The following is a 13,812-nucleotide window of genomic DNA, read 5'->3' as shown; positions in this document are numbered from 1 at the left end:
CCGCCGGAGGGACGTGATGACAGTTCGATTCGCCGCGCTCGGCGATTCCCTCACCGAGGGTGTCGGCGATCCGGTGCCCGGGGGGTGGCGGGGTTGGGCGGCGCTGCTCGCCCCCGCCCTCTCGCCGGATCCCGTCGAGTTCCGCAACCTCGCCGGCAGCGGCGCGCTCAGCCGCGACCTGCTGGTCTCCCAACTGCCGACCGCGCTCGCGCTGCGCCCCGGGTACGCGGCGGTGCTGGTCGGCGGCAACGACACCCTGCGGGCGTCCTTCGACCTGGAGTCGACCGGCCGCCGATTCGCCGCCGCCCTCTCCTCGCTGACCTCCGCCGGGGCCGTCCCGCTGACCGCCTGCCTGCCGGACCCGGGTCAACTGCTGGGGCTGCCGGCCCCGTTGGCCCGGCCGCTGGCCCGGCGGATGCGGGGCGTCAACGCGGTGGTGCACGCGCTGTCGGCGCACTACGGGGCGGTGCACCTGCACCTGGCGGAGCTGCCCTGGACGCGGCGGCGGGAGTTGCTGAGCGTGGACCGGCTGCACCCGAGCGCCCTGGGCCACCAGTTGATCGCCCGCGAGTTCCACGCCCTGCTCGCCGGGGCCGGGCACCCCGTCGGTCCGGCGCCCGTCCCGTTCGCGGTGCCCGCGCCCGGCCGCGGGGCGGACCTGTGGTGGATGGCCACCCAGGGCACCCGCTGGGTGGCGGCCCGCTCGACCGACCTGCTGCCCGGGCTGCTCGCCCTGGCCGCCCTGGAGTCCCGGCACCTGCTGCGCGGCTCGGCCCGCCACCTCGACCGGGCCGAGGCCGACGCCACCGCCGCGGTCATCGCCAGGCTGGTCCCCACCCGCGCCCAGCCGACGCCCCAACCGACGACCCAGCCGTCCCGCCCCCTGGAGCCGGCCGCCAACGACCAGTAGCCGCAACCCACTTCAGCGGCCGGCGCCCCGCCCAGCCCCGGCCCCGGCGCCACCGGCAGGCCGCACCGTGGCCCGCCGGCGGCCCCGGGGTCACGGAGCGGAAGGAGCGGTCGGCGCCCGGCGAGTACTACGTGATGGCGGACGAGGTGCGCGGCGGGAGCCGGACGTTCACCTTCGAGCAGGTGGAGCGGCCCCTGCTCGCGGCCCGGCCGGCGGCCCGCCGGGGTTACTCAGCCCAGGCCCGCTCCAGCAGGGCGCGGAAGCCGACGGGCTCCCGGCCGATCAGTTCGGCCAGGGTCGGGTCGACGGCGGCGAACTCGCCGTCGCGCGCCGCCGCGAAGATGCTCACCATCAGGTCGGCGATCGGGGCGGGGGCGCCGTGCCCCACGGCCTGCTCGCGGAAGGCCTCGTCGGAGACGACGGTGCGGGTGAAGGGCCGCCCGGTGGCCCGGGCCGCCTCCCGGGCGATCGCGTCGAAGTCGAGTGCGACCGGGGCGGTGAGCGGCGGGGTGGGGCCCTCGAAGCGGCCTTCGTCGGCCAGGATCACCGCGGTGGCCTCGGCGAGGTCGTCGTGGCCGGTCCAGGCGACGGGGCCGTCGGCGGGCAGGGCGATGTCTCCGCCGTGGCGGGCGGGCTCCAGGAACCGCAGGGCGCTGGAGGTGTAGAAGCCGTTGCGCAGCGCCGTCCAGGGCAGGCCGGTGGCGCGCAGCAGGTCTTCGGTGCGGGCGTGGTCACGGCACGCCTGGAAGTGCGAGTCGTGGTCGGCGCCCATCTGGCTGGTGTACAGGATGCGGGCGGCTCCGGCCCGCACGGCGGCGTCGATCGCGGTGCGGTGGCCGGTGACGCACTCCTCGCCGGTGCGGTCGAGGGAGACCAGCAGCACCTGCTCGGCGCCCTCGAAGGCGTGGACGAGCGAGTCGGGGTCGTCGAAGCTGCCCGGCCGGACGCGCACGCCCCGGTCGGCGAGGCCCCGGGCCTTGCGGGGGTCGCGGACACTGACGCCGACACGGTCGGCGGGGAGCCGTTCCAGCAGGCGCTCGACGATGCGGCGGCCGAGTTCGCCGGTGGCTCCGGTCACGATGATCACGGGGTTCTCCCATCGGTGTTTCCAGTGGAATCACTAGAACGATAACACTGGAACTAACGGTGGAAGCAACATGCCGATATCATCGGTACATGCCTACTCGTGACACCACCGACAGCCCGCGGCGGCGCATCGTCGAGGCGGCCGTCGAACTGCTGGAGAGCGGCGGCCCCGACGCGATGAGCACCCGCGCGGTCGCCGCCGCGGCCGGGATGCAGCCGCCCGCCATCTACCGCCTCTTCGGCGACAAGGACGGGCTGCTGGAGGCGGTCGCCGAGCACGGCTACGCGCAGTTCCTGGAGAGCAAGCGCGCCCGGCTCAACCCCGCCCCGGAGGACCCGGTGGAGGAGCTGCGCCGCGGCTGGGACACGGTGGTGGAGTTCGGGGTCTCCCGCCCGGAGCTGTTCGCCGTGATGAGCCGGGCCACCGGTTCGGAGGCGGGCGCGGCGCACCGCGCGGGCCTGGAGATCCTCCACGGCCGGGTGCGCCGGCTGGCGGCCGCGGGGTGGCTGCGGGTCGACGAGGAGCTGGCCGCCCAGATCATCCAGGCCACCGGCCTGGGCGTGGTGGCCACCTGGCACGCCACCCCCGCCGAGCGCCGCGATCCGGCACTGCTGACCGTCCTGCGCGAATCCATGGTCGCGGCCGTCACCCGCGCCGAACCGGCCGTCCCCGCCGCGGAGTCCGGCCCCGCCCCGGCCGCCCGCGCGCTGCGGGCCGCCCTCCCCGACGACAGCGGCGCGCTGAGCGACGCCGAACAGCACCTCCTGGCCGAATGGCTCACCCGCCTGGCGGGAAGCGGCGGCACTCCCCCGGCCTGAACCCCGGCCGCCGACCGCACCGCACTCCCCGGTACGCGGCCGTCCGCCCGGCCCCGCCACCCGGCCGTCAGGTCACCACAGGTCACCACAGGTCGCCCTCGCGCCAGTCGCACACCAGGTCGGCGGCGGGGTCCAACTCCCCTTCACCGCCCAGCAGGTAGATCCCGCCGTCGTCCTCGGAGGTGCGCTGCCGCCCGTGCGGGCCGAGGGCCCAGGTGGGGCCGGGCCAGCGGCGCCAGCCCCGGGCGAGGTAGAACGGGACGCCGGCCTCGCTGGCGGCGAGCGCACCGAGCTGGTGGCCGGACATCGCGATGCGCTCCGCTTCGTCCATCAACAGGCCGCCGGTGCCGCGCCGTTGGCGGTCGCGCCGGACGGCCACGCCTTCCAGGTAGCCGACCCGCAGGACGCGCCCGCCGTTCACCAGTCGGCGCTGCACCACTGCCGCGTGCCCGATCAACTCGCCGCCCTCCCAGGCGAGCACGTGCATTCCGCCGAGGCAGTGCGACCAGTCCTGCTCGGTCATCTCCGCGCCGAACACCTCGAACAGCAGCGCCCTGGCCGTCCGCCGGCCCGCCGGGTCGAGGTCCGCCGTGTGCACCGCCCGCACCGTCACCATGCCCGGCATCGTCCCAGACCACCGGCCCGAACGGCAGCACCGCACACCACCCGGCACCGCCCGCGCCGCCACCCCGCCCGCGCCGCCACCCGGACAACCCGCGCCACCGGCCCGCCCGCGCCGCCACCCGGACAACCCGCGCCACCGGCCCGCCCGCGCCGTAGCATCGCCTCGGAGCACCGGAACAGGATCCGCCGGGCGCGGTCCGGCGGTCTCGATCCGCCGGGCGCGACCCGTCGGGAGCACGGGAGGAACTACGCATGGACGTCGGCTTCATCGGGCTGGGCGGCATGGGCCGGGCGATGGCCCGCCGGCTGCTGGCGGCCGGGCACGCGGTGCGGGTGTGGAACCGCTCGCCGGAGCCGGTGGCCGAGCTGGTCGCCGACGGGGCTTCGGCGGCCGGGCCGCTCGCCGAGGCGTTCGGGGCGCAGGTGGTGGTCTCGATGCTCGCGGACGACCGGGTGGTCGAGAGCCTGCTGCTGGACGAGGAGTTGCTGTCCGGCGCGCGGGCCGCCACGCACGTCAACATGGCCACCGTCTCGCCCGCGCTGGCCCGCCGGGCGACCGAACTGCACGCCCGGCACGGCATCGGGTACGTCGCGGCGCCGGTGCTGGGCCGGACGGACGTCGCGGCGGCCGGAAACCTGAACATCCTGGCCGCCGGGCCGTCCGCCGAACTCGACCGGCTGGCACCGCTGTTCGAGGCGATGGGCCGCCGCACCTGGCCGCTCGGGGAGGATCCGGCGGCCGCGAACGTCGCGAAGATCAGCGCCAACTTCCTGCTGGTGTCGGCGATCGAGGCGTTCTCGGAGGCGGCCGCGCTCGCCGAGGCCAGTGGGCTCGACCCGGCGGCGCTGCTCGACGTGCTCACCAACTCCCTGTTCCCGGGCCCGGTGTACGCCGGCTACGGGTCGATGATCACCGAACGGTCCTTCGAGCCGGCCGGGTTCCGCCTGGCGCTGGGCCTGAAGGACGTCAACCTCGCCCTGGAGGCCGGGGCGGACGCCGAAGTCCCGCTCCCACTGGCCTCGTTGCTGCGCGACTCGCTGCTCCAGGCCGTCGCCCACGGCCACGGCGAGCACGACCTCGCGGCGATCTCCACCACCTCTCGCACCCGCGCCGGAATCTGACGGAACGTCAGCTTCGAGGATGCCGGGAGCCCTCCCCAAGCCCTTCCCGGACCGGACGGGCCGGACCGGACGGACCGGACCGGGAGGGAGCCCTCCTCCGGACCGCCTACCGCTCCCCGGCCTCGGAGGCGGAACCGTCGCCGCTCTCCGGCGCGGTGACGTCGGGGGCGCCCGGGAAGATCCTGGCGCGGCCCCCGTCGGCGGAGTCGGCGAGATCCTGGTGGACCCGCCGGGAGATCCGCTGGATGGTGCCGATGCCGTAGGACTCGGTGGGGTCGTCGTCGGTGAGGACGGCGATCCGGTAGACCCGGGTGGGGCCGGTGAAGATGCCGAGGCTGTGCACGCGCCAGCCGTGCGTGGCACGTTGCAGCCAGCCGTTCTTGACGTGCGTCGTGACGTCGGGCGGGGCCCCGAAGGGCGTGCCCCAGCGCTGGTCCGCCTCGACCTCGGCCATGAGCCGCAGTCCGTACTCCCGGTGTTCGGGGGTGAGGACGTCGAGGTCGCCGGTGAAGGCGTCCAGCTGTTTCATCTCGTCGCCGGCGGTGACCTGGGTGAGCCCGAAGCCGTCGGCCGACAGCACCGTGTCGCGCATGTCCGCCAGGTCGAGGAAGGCCCGCATCCGGGCCGGGCCGACGTACTTCCACAGCCGGACCGCGGCGTCGTTGTCGGACCGGGTGATCATCGGCCGGAGGTTCTCCTCCTCGAACGGCGTCAGCGGCCGGTCCTCGTCCTGGGCGATCCTCAGCACCGCGCCCATGATGGTGACCTTGACGATGCTCGCCGAGTCGAAGTGCCGCGAAGGGTCGAGGGAGCACGACAGGCCGGTGCCGGGATCGCGCACGGCGAGGGCGAGCGTGGACCGCCGCCCCCGGATCGCGTCGGCGAGGTCGCGGGACAGGCGGTCGGCCAACTCGGGGTGGGTCGCGGAGGAGCAGTACGCGGGGTGGCCGACGGGTGCGGCGGAGGCCGCCTGGACGGGGGCCAGGCCGAGCGCGAGGGCGGCCACGAGCGCCCCGGCGAGTCTCGTGGGGCGCGGCGGGTCGGTGCGGCGGCGGGTTGCCATGGTGTACGGACTCCTGGGGTCTGCCGGGACGGGCGGGCTACGACGGAACGGGTTATGACGGGACGGGTTACGACGGAGAACGGGCCCTGCCGGGGGCGCGCTCTACCGGAATCGGGCTACGACGGGCGCCGGGAGTCGGCGGCGCGGCCGGCCCGTACGGCGTACGCCCGCGCGAGGACCGGCGGCACGGCCACCGAGTAGGGGTGGTCGAGGTGGTCGCCGATCGTGGTCTGCGGCCCGCCGCCGGCCGGGATCCTGACCACGCGGCTGTTGTTGAAGTCGGCGATGTACACGTTGCCCCGCGCGTCCGCGGCCACGCCGGTGGGGAAGTCCAGCCCCTCGCCGATCGTCGTCTGCGGGCCGCCGTCGTGCGGCAGTTCCACCACCCGGTTGTTGTAGGGGTCCGCGATGAACATGTCGCCGGCGCCGTCGAACGCCATGTTCGTGGGGTCCGCGACCCGCACCGGCACGTCGCTCTGCGGGCCGCCGTCGGCCGGCACCTTGACCACCCGGTTGTTGTAGGGGTCGGCGATGTACACGTTGCCCGACGCGTCCAACGCCACCCCCGTCGGACTGCCCAACCCGCTGCCGACGGCCGTCGGCGAACCGCCGTCGGCGGGGATCCTCAGCACCCGGTGGTTGTCCGTGTCGGCGACGTAGACGGTTCCGGTGCCGTCGACCGCGACGCCGTAGGGGGAGTCCAGCTCCACGTCGGGGCGCACGACGGTGGGCCGCCCGGTGTCGGCGGACACCTTCAGGACGCGGTCGTGACGGCTGTCGGCGATGTACACGTCGCCCGTGGCGCCGACCGCCACGCCGTTCGGCAGGTCCAGGTTCCGGGCCACGACCTGCTGCCCGGCGCCGCCCGCCCCCTGCGCCCTGACGACCTGGTCGTTGTAGGTGTCCGCGATGTACACCCCGCCGGCACCCGGCACTCCGGGCCACCCGACGGCGGCCGGAGCGATGGCGCCCGGAGCGGCGACGGACGGAGCGGCGACGGACGGAGCGGCGACGGACGGAGCGGTGTCGCCCGAAGCGGCGACGGACAGAGCGGTGTCGCCCGAAGCGGCGGGGGCGGCCGCGGCCAGGGCGGAAGCCGCCAGGAGCCCGGCCGCCGATGCGGCGGCCCGCATCCGGGCCCGCCACGGAGCCCGGTCACGCCCGCACGGCGGGGCGACGGACCGGCCGGGACGCGTGGAGGCACAGGAGGGTTTCACGATCAGCCCTTTCGGGAGAGGGTCGAGCCACGGGCCCACCGGCGCGCAGCGCCGCAGGCCCGCAGCGCCACGGGGCCGGAGGCCGGAGCGGTGGGCCCGGCCTGCCCGATCAGCACCCTAGGCCGCCGCCCGCGTCCGGTCGGCGACCCCGGCCACCGGGGCCCGCGAGGCCGCTCGGACGGGCGAAGGGGGAACACCCGCGCGGCCCTCACCCCGCACGATCCGCGCCCCGCGCCCCCGCCCCGCACCCCATTTTCGTCGTATTGACGACAACCCCCGCCCCCGGTTATCGTCAACTAGACGAAAAGAGAGGACACCGCGACTCCCATGGCCGACATCACGCGCCGCTTCGGCTTCCGCCACCTCCGCTCCACCCCCACCAGCCACATCCGCCACCTGCGCGGCGGCCGGCTCGCCCACGAGGGCACCGGGCTGGCCTTCTGGTTCCGACCGCTCACCGCCGCGATCTCCGAAGTACCGGCGGACGACCGCGAGTTGGCGATGATGTTCCACGCCCGGACGGCGGACTTCCAGGACCTCGCGGTGCAGGCCACCGTCACCTACCGGATCAGCGACCCGACCACCGCCGCCACCCGCCTGGACTTCGGCATCGACCCGGACACCGGCAGCTGGCGCGCCGAACCGCTCGCCCAGCTCGGCACCCTGCTGACCGAGACCGCCCAGCAGCACGCGCTCCAGCTGATCGCCCGGACCCCGCTCGCCGACACCCTGGTGGACGGCGTGACGGCCGTCCGCGAGCGGATCGCCGCGGGTCTGGCCGCCGAACCCCGGCTGGCCGAGATCGGGGTGGCGGTGCTCGCGGTGCGCGTCACCGCCGTCCGGCCGGAGGCCGAGATGGAGCGGGCGCTGCGCACCCCGGCCCGCGAGCAGGTCCAGCAGGAGGCCGATCGGGCGACGTACGAGCGCCGCGCCGTCGCGGTCGAGCGGGAACGCACCATCGCCGAGAACGAACTCGCCAGCCAGATCGAACTGGCCCGCCGCGAGGAGGAGTTGGTGACCCAGCGGGGCACCAACGCGCGGCGCGAGGCGGAGCACAAGGCCGCCGCGGACGCGGTCCGCACCGGGGCGGACGCGGCCCGCCGGACCAGGATGGCCGTCGCCGAGGCCGAGGCGGCGGGCACGCTGGCCGTGCAACAGGCCGAGGGCGTAAGGACGTTGGGCGAGGCGAAGGCCGCCGCCGAGGCCGCCTGGCTGACCGCGCACCAGCAGGCGGGCCCCGAGGTGCTGCGGGCGCTGGCGCTGATCCGGCTGGCCGAGCACCTGCCGCGGATCGACAGCGTCACGCTCACCCCGGACGTGCTGACCGGCCTGCTCGCCCGCCTCGCCGCCCCCGGCGCCCCCGACGCCGCCGCGGAGAACGGTCGGTGAGCCTCGCCCCGCGCGTGGTGCTGGTCCACCGGCGCACCGAGTACGAGGAGTTGATCGCCCGGCACGGCACCCGCGGCCAGGCCGAGTTCTTCCTCTCCCGGCGCGGCCGCTCGCTGGCCGAGGCCGAGCGGCGCCACCACCTGGCCCGCGGCGCGCTCGCCGAGGTGTCGGCGGCGGTGCCGCTGGACTGGCGGCAGGCCCGGGTGGAGCGCTCCGACCTGGACCGGTTCCTGTTCGGCCCGGAGGACGTGGTGGCGGTGGTCGGCCAGGACGGCCTGGTGGCGAACGCCGCGAAGTACCTGGCGGGCCAGCCGGTGATCGGCATCGACGCCGAGCCGGGCCGCAACCCGGGCGTCCTGGTCCGGCACCGGGCCGAGCAGGCCGGGGCGCTGCTGCGGGCGGCCGTCCTGCCGGGCGTGGAGCGGCGCCTGGAGCCGCGCACGATGGTGGAGGCGGTCGCGGACGACACCCAGCGGCTGCTCGCGCTGAACGAGGTCTACCTGGGCCAGCCGGGCCACCAGACCGCCCGCTACCGGCTGGCGGCCCCGGGCGGCGCGACCGAGGCGCAGGCCTCCTCGGGGGTGCTGGTCGGCACCGGCACCGGCGCGACCGGCTGGTGCCGCTCGGCGTGGCTGGAGCGCTCCAGCCGGCTGGAGCTGCCCGCGCCGACCGCGCCGCGACTGTCCTGGTTCGTCCGCGAGGCCTGGCCGTCCCCGGTGACCGGCACCTCCCGCGTCGAGGGGCTGCTGGACGCCGGGCAGCAGCTCGTCCTGACCGTCGAGTCGGAACTCCTGGTCGCGTTCGGCGACGGCGTGGAGTCCGACGCCCTCCAGCTCACCTGGGGCCAGAGCGTCCGGATCGGCCCGGCCGCGCAGCGCCTGCACCTGCTCGTCTGACAGCCGTAGGAGCATCCGCTCCGGCGCGCCCGGCCGACCCGCCTGCCGACCTGCCACGTCGCGACCGCCCGCCCCGGGCCCGCCTACGATGGAATGACGCCGACGGGAAGGAAGGCCAGGTCATGACCCGACGATTCGCACTCGCGTTCCCCGGGGACACCGGCGGCCACGCCGAGCAGGACGTGGTGGTGGTCGAGGCGACCGGCACCCGGGGTCCGGGCGGGCACCCGGTGTACGCGGACCCGTCCGGCATCGTGCAGGCCGAGATCAGCGACCGGGGCGAAGTCCGGATGCTGGCCAGCGGCGGCCACCAGGCCCCGCGCACGCCGCTGCGGGCCGAACCCCTGCCCGACACCTCCTGAGCACCGGCCGCGGGTGCCGCCCGGCGGCGGGCGGCACCCCGCGGCACCCGCCGCACGCAGGCGGCGGGCGCCGTGCGCACGGCGCCCGCCCTACCAGCGCGGGTGCACCTGGGCCCGCAGCCGCCGGTCGTACAGGTCGCGGACGGCCCGCAGGGTCTGCTCGGGCAGCGGCGCCAGTGCCATCGTCTCCGCGTTCGCCCGGGCCTGCGCGGGCGTGCGGGCGCCGGGGATGACGGTGCTGACGCCGGGCTGCTGGACGATCCAGCGCAGCGCGGTCTGCGCGGAGGTGGCGCCGGGCGGGGCGAGCCGGGCGAACTCGTCGGCGGCCTCCAGGCCGGTCTCGAAGTCGATGCCGGAGAAGGTCTCGCCCTGGTCGAACGCGGAGCCGTCCCGGTTGTAGGTGCGGTGGTCGTCCGCCCCGAACACGGTCTCCCGGGTGTACTTGCCGGACAGCAGGCCGGAGGCCAGCGGCACCCGGGCGATGATGCCGACGCCCGCCCGATCGGCGGCGGGCAGCACCCGGTCGAGCGGCTTGAGCCGGAACGGGTTGAGGATGATCTGCACGCTGGCGACGCCGGGCCGGGCGATCGCGGTCAGCGCCTCCTCGCAGGTCTCCACGCTGACGCCGTACGCGGCGATGCTGTCCTCGGCGACCAGGGTGTCGAGCGCGTCGAACACCTCGTCATCGGAGTAGACGGCGGAGGGCGGGCAGTGCAGCTGCACCAGGTCGAGCCGTTCGACGCCCAGGTTGCGGCGCGAACGGTCGGTCCACTCGCGGAAGTTGGCGAGTGTGTAGTTCTCCGGCAGCTGCGGCAGCCGACGGCCGAGCTTGGTGGCGACCGTCAACTCGCCGCCGTAGCCGCCGCCGCGGCGCTCCTTCAGGAAGCGGCCGATCAACTGCTCGCTGCGGCCGTCGCCGTAGACGTCCGCGGTGTCGAAGAAGGTCACCCCGGCGTCCGCCGCCGCGTTCAGCACCGCGAGCGCTTCGTCCTCCAGCACCACGCCCCAGTCGGCGCCGAGCTGCCACGTTCCGAGACCGATCACCGAGACCGGGCGTCCGGTCCTGCCAAGTACACGCTGTTCCATGCGCCGAGCCTCCCACAGCCCCGCGCGCCGTTCGAACGCCGACACTCCCGGCCGGCCCCGCGCGCGGGCGCGCGGGGCCGGCCGACGGACGTCAGACGTTGACGCCGTAGTCGAGCGCGATGCCGCGCAGGCCGGAGGCGTAACCCTGGCCGATGGCGCGGAACTTCCACTCGGCGCCGTAGCGGTACAGCTCGCCGAAGACCATCGCGGTCTCGGTGGACGCGTCCTCGGAGAGGTCGTAGCGGGCGACCTCGCTGCCGTCGGCCTCGTTGACGACCCGGATGAACGCGTTGCGGACCTGGCCGAAGCTCTGGTGCCGGTTCTCCGCGTCGTAGATGGAGACCGGGAAGACCACCTTGGCGACCTGCGGCGGGACGGCCGTCAGGTCGACCTTGATCTGCTCGTCGTCGCCGTCGCCGCCACCGGTCAGGTTGTCGCCGCTGTGCTCGACCGAACCCTCGGGGCTGCGCAGGTTGTTGTAGAAGACGAAGTGCTGGTCGCTGAGCACCCGGCCGGACTCGCCGCACAGCAGCGCGCTGGCGTCCAGGTCGAAGTCGGCGCCCGTGGTGGCCCGGACGTCCCAGCCGAGGCCGACGATGACGTTGGTGAGCCCGGGGGCCTCCTTCGTCAGCGAGACGTTTCCGCCCTTGGCGAGCGAGACTCCCATGTGTGCCCTCCTGTGGTTTCCCCGTACCGGGCCCGGCAGTTCGGCCGGTTCGGCGCGCGGCGGCCGTCGCCCGGCCCCCTCGGTCGGGCCCGGGCCCAAGCTGAATCTACAGCACTGTAGATCGCTACGGAATCCACCTCCGCACCCCCGTCCCCCTTCCCCCGGAGCGCGTCCCGCCACCTCTCCGCGCCGCCCCGGCGCACCGCCCGCGACGGTGCGCCGCCACGCCGGATCCGCTTCCGCCGCGCGTCCGCCGCGCCGGGCATACCCTGGCCGAGGAGGTGCCACGATGAGCGACGACACGACGATCCCCGGTATCGACCCCGACGTCCCGCCCAGCGGGGACGGCTGCGCGGAGTGCCTGGCGGGCGAGGGCGAGGGCTGGTGGTTCCACCTGCGCCGGTGCGCCGCCTGCGGGCACATCGGCTGCTGCGACTCCTCTCCGTCCCAGCACGCCAGCGCGCACGCCCGCACGGCCGGCCACCCGTTCCTCACCAGCTTCGAGCCGGGCGAGGACTGGTTCTGGAACACCGAGACCGAGCAGTTCTACGAGGGCCCGGCGCTGGCCGGCCCGACCGCCCACCCCGTCACCCAGCCCTCGCCGGGCCCGGCCGGGCGCGTCCCGGTCGACTGGCAGCAGCGCCTGCGCTGACCCCGCGCCCGCGCGCCGCACCGCATCGCACGCGCCGGACGGTCGCGGAAAGCCATCCCGCCCGGCCCGGCCGCCCGGTACCGTCGCGGCCGGGCCGGGCGGGGCCCGGACGGGGACGGCGCGAGGATCGGCGGTTCGGCGTGGTGATCACCGCGCTGGTCGCCCTGGTCCGCGTCCACCCGGACCCGCCCGCCGCGTTCGACGCGCACCCGGCCCAGGTCGCCGACCGCGTCCTGTCTCAGCAGCGGTAGGCCCCGGACGGCCGGTTCAGTGGCGGCCGCCGACCGCGAACAGCAGGATCACGAACCCGGCGAACAGGTGCGTCCCGGCGATGTAGATCAGCGCCCGGACCAGCATCTGCTTGCGGCGCGAGTTCTCCTCGCGCACCCCGTCGCCGGGCGCCACCGCCTCGCCGGCCATCGCCGTCCTCCTCGTCCGTCCCGTCCCGCTCCGCGCCGGACCCCTTGCAGGGTACCGGCCGCGCCTCCCGTGGCGGAGATCACGCTGTGCCACGGGGCACCTACGGTGGCGTAAGTCACTTCACAAGGTGAACCATCTCCTGCATGGCCGACTACCAGGAGACCCTTGACCCCAGTTCCTACGCGGCCCTCGGTGACAGTTTCACCGAGGGCCTCAACGACCCCGGCCCAGACGGCCAGTTCGCCGGCTGGGCCGACCGCCTGGCCGGGATGCTGGCCGCGCGCAGGCCGGAGCACGACTTCCGGTACGCCAACCTGGCCGTCCGCGGCCGACTGCTGGACCAGATCGTCGCCGAGCAGGTCCCGAAGGTCCGCCGCCTCCAGCCCGACCTGGTGACCCTGTGCGCGGGAGGCAACGACATCCTGCGCCCGGGCAGCGACCCGGACCTGATCGCCGAGCACTTCGAGGCGGCCGTCCTGGAGTTGCGCGCGAACGCCGGGCGGGTCCTGATCTGCACCGGCTTCGACACCCGCAACGTCCCGGTGCTGCGCCACCTGCGCGGCAAGATCGCCACGTACAACGCGCACCTGCGGGCGATCGCCGACCGCAACGACCTCGCGGTCGCCGACCTGTGGTCGCTGCGGGCGGTGCACGACCGGCGGGCCTGGTCCGAGGACCGGCTGCACCTGTCGCCCGAGGGCCACCAGCGGGTGGCGCTGCTGGCGGCGCGCTCGCTCGGCCTGCCGGTGGACGCGGACCCGGAGGCCGCCTGGCCGCCCGCGCCCCTCCTGACGGCCGCCGACCAGCGCCGGGAGAACCTGCAGTGGGCCCGCACCTTCCTGCTGCCCTGGGTGGGCCGCCGGCTGCGCGGCGAGTCCTCCGGCGACCACGTGGAGGCCAAGCGACCGGAGCTGCTCCCGCTCTGAAACCCGGCGCCCTGAAACCCCGGCGCTCCACAACCCCCGCGCACACCACTGCGGGCCGCTCCACCCCCATGTGGACGCGGCCCGCAGACCCCAGGTGAGACCCCTGCCTCGCCCTATTCGACGATCAGCTGCACCGGAATGTTCCCGGCCGTGGCCCTGGAGTACGGGCAGACCTGGTGGGCCTGCTTGACCAGCAGCTCACCGGTCTCGCCGGCCAGCGACTCGGGCAGCTCGACCCGCAGGACGACGGAGAGGCCGAAGCCGCTCTCGTCCTTGCCGATGGTGACCTCGGCGGTCACCGAGACCTCCGAGACGTCCGCCTTCTGCTGCCGGGCGACCACGCCGAGCGCGCCGGCGAAGCAGGCCGCGTACCCGGCCGCGAACAGCTGCTCGGGGTTGGTGCCCTCGCCGTCGCCGCCGAGCGCGGGCGGCGGGGAGAGCTTGAGGTCGAGCCGACCGTCCGAGCTGACGGCGCGGCCCTCACGGCCGTTGGCGGTGGCGACCGCGGTGTAGAGCGGGTTCATCGGGGGTTCTCCTTCGTCCTACGGCTTCTTCTTCGTGCTGCGGCTTCTT

Annotated in this window: 16 protein-coding genes; 8 read left to right on the top strand and 8 right to left on the bottom strand. The window is 75.3% G+C overall.

Annotated features, from left to right (window positions below; translation table 11 throughout):
• The first annotated feature begins 16 nt into the window (after nucleotides 1–16).
• The gene (locus OO48_RS07110; protein ID WP_051731828.1) at nucleotides 17–910 is read left to right on the top strand and encodes an SGNH/GDSL hydrolase family protein; all 894 of its coding nucleotides are present in this window, start codon (nucleotides 17–19) and stop codon (nucleotides 908–910) included.
• A gap of 226 nt (nucleotides 911–1,136) precedes the next feature.
• On the opposite strand, the gene OO48_RS07105 is transcribed toward OO48_RS07110, so the two are convergent.
• Nucleotides 1,137–1,997, bottom strand: a complete 861-nt coding sequence (locus OO48_RS07105) for an SDR family oxidoreductase (protein ID WP_033213511.1) — start codon at nucleotides 1,995–1,997, stop codon at nucleotides 1,137–1,139.
• Between the two features lie 89 nt (nucleotides 1,998–2,086).
• Here OO48_RS07105 and OO48_RS07100 point away from each other — a divergent pair, with 89 nt between their 5' ends.
• Nucleotides 2,087–2,815, top strand: a complete 729-nt coding sequence (locus OO48_RS07100) for a TetR/AcrR family transcriptional regulator (RefSeq protein ID WP_033213510.1) — start codon at nucleotides 2,087–2,089, stop codon at nucleotides 2,813–2,815.
• 82 nt (nucleotides 2,816–2,897) lie between these two features.
• Here the strand turns inward: OO48_RS07100 and OO48_RS07095 are convergent, their stop codons facing one another.
• The gene (locus OO48_RS07095) at nucleotides 2,898–3,431 is read right to left on the bottom strand and encodes a GNAT family N-acetyltransferase (protein ID WP_033213509.1); all 534 of its coding nucleotides are present in this window, start codon (nucleotides 3,429–3,431) and stop codon (nucleotides 2,898–2,900) included.
• Between the two features lie 260 nt (nucleotides 3,432–3,691).
• On the opposite strand from OO48_RS07095, the gene OO48_RS07090 reads away from it, so the two are divergent.
• Nucleotides 3,692–4,561, top strand: a complete 870-nt coding sequence (locus OO48_RS07090) for an NAD(P)-dependent oxidoreductase (protein WP_033213508.1) — start codon at nucleotides 3,692–3,694, stop codon at nucleotides 4,559–4,561.
• Between the two features lie 106 nt (nucleotides 4,562–4,667).
• Here the strand turns inward: OO48_RS07090 and OO48_RS34300 are convergent, their stop codons facing one another.
• Together OO48_RS34300 and OO48_RS07080 are read right to left on the bottom strand one after the other, a co-directional pair.
• On the bottom strand, nucleotides 4,668–5,624 hold the full coding sequence (locus OO48_RS34300; protein ID WP_051731827.1) for a serine hydrolase: 957 nt from the start codon (nucleotides 5,622–5,624) through the stop codon (nucleotides 4,668–4,670).
• A gap of 116 nt (nucleotides 5,625–5,740) precedes the next feature.
• On the bottom strand, nucleotides 5,741–6,757 hold the full coding sequence (locus OO48_RS07080; RefSeq protein ID WP_051731826.1) for an SMP-30/gluconolactonase/LRE family protein: 1,017 nt from the start codon (nucleotides 6,755–6,757) through the stop codon (nucleotides 5,741–5,743).
• Between the two features lie 411 nt (nucleotides 6,758–7,168).
• Between OO48_RS07080 and OO48_RS07075 the strand changes: the two genes are divergently transcribed.
• From OO48_RS07075 to OO48_RS07065, 3 genes are all read left to right on the top strand, one after another.
• Nucleotides 7,169–8,230: an SPFH domain-containing protein gene (locus tag OO48_RS07075; RefSeq protein ID WP_033213507.1), complete on the top strand. Its 1,062-nt coding sequence runs from the start codon at nucleotides 7,169–7,171 to the stop codon at nucleotides 8,228–8,230.
• Entirely contained in the window at nucleotides 8,227–9,126 is a 900-nt protein-coding gene (locus OO48_RS07070) for an NAD(+)/NADH kinase (protein ID WP_033213506.1), read from the top strand. Before OO48_RS07075 ends, OO48_RS07070 begins: the two co-directional genes overlap by 4 nt.
• Nucleotides 9,127–9,248: 122 nt before the next feature.
• Complete coding sequence (locus OO48_RS07065; RefSeq protein ID WP_033213505.1) at nucleotides 9,249–9,488, top strand: DUF6296 family protein; 240 nt, start codon at nucleotides 9,249–9,251, stop codon at nucleotides 9,486–9,488.
• 90 nt (nucleotides 9,489–9,578) lie between these two features.
• Here OO48_RS07065 and OO48_RS07060 read toward each other — a convergent pair whose 3' ends face one another.
• Together OO48_RS07060 and OO48_RS07055 are read right to left on the bottom strand one after the other, a co-directional pair.
• On the bottom strand, nucleotides 9,579–10,574 hold the full coding sequence (locus tag OO48_RS07060) for an aldo/keto reductase (RefSeq protein ID WP_033213504.1): 996 nt from the start codon (nucleotides 10,572–10,574) through the stop codon (nucleotides 9,579–9,581).
• A 91-nt stretch (nucleotides 10,575–10,665) separates the two neighbouring features.
• Entirely contained in the window at nucleotides 10,666–11,241 is a 576-nt protein-coding gene (locus tag OO48_RS07055) for a TerD family protein (protein WP_033213503.1), read from the bottom strand.
• Nucleotides 11,242–11,530: 289 nt separating this feature from the next.
• Here OO48_RS07055 and OO48_RS07050 point away from each other — a divergent pair, with 289 nt between their 5' ends.
• Nucleotides 11,531–11,893: a UBP-type zinc finger domain-containing protein gene (locus tag OO48_RS07050; RefSeq protein ID WP_033213502.1), complete on the top strand. Its 363-nt coding sequence runs from the start codon at nucleotides 11,531–11,533 to the stop codon at nucleotides 11,891–11,893.
• 267 nt (nucleotides 11,894–12,160) lie between these two features.
• Here the strand turns inward: OO48_RS07050 and OO48_RS38810 are convergent, their stop codons facing one another.
• Complete coding sequence (locus tag OO48_RS38810) at nucleotides 12,161–12,313, bottom strand: DUF6126 family protein (protein WP_167346427.1); 153 nt, start codon at nucleotides 12,311–12,313, stop codon at nucleotides 12,161–12,163.
• A gap of 143 nt (nucleotides 12,314–12,456) precedes the next feature.
• On the opposite strand from OO48_RS38810, the gene OO48_RS07045 reads away from it, so the two are divergent.
• Nucleotides 12,457–13,239 carry an SGNH/GDSL hydrolase family protein gene (locus OO48_RS07045; RefSeq protein ID WP_033213501.1) on the top strand — a complete coding sequence of 261 codons (783 nt, stop codon included), beginning with the start codon at nucleotides 12,457–12,459 and terminating at the stop codon, nucleotides 13,237–13,239.
• Between the two features lie 113 nt (nucleotides 13,240–13,352).
• Here OO48_RS07045 and OO48_RS07040 read toward each other — a convergent pair whose 3' ends face one another.
• Nucleotides 13,353–13,763 (bottom strand): organic hydroperoxide resistance protein, encoded by a 411-nt coding sequence (locus tag OO48_RS07040; protein WP_033213500.1) that lies wholly within the window; start codon nucleotides 13,761–13,763, stop codon nucleotides 13,353–13,355.
• Nucleotides 13,764–13,812: the final 49 nt, after the last annotated feature.

Source organism: Kitasatospora phosalacinea, assembly GCF_000716545.1.
In the GTDB taxonomy this organism is placed as follows: Bacteria; Actinomycetota; Actinomycetes; order Streptomycetales; family Streptomycetaceae; genus Kitasatospora; species Kitasatospora phosalacinea.
The sequence above is the reverse complement of the archived record's forward strand: the minus strand, read 5'-3'. Positions and strand labels throughout refer to the sequence as shown.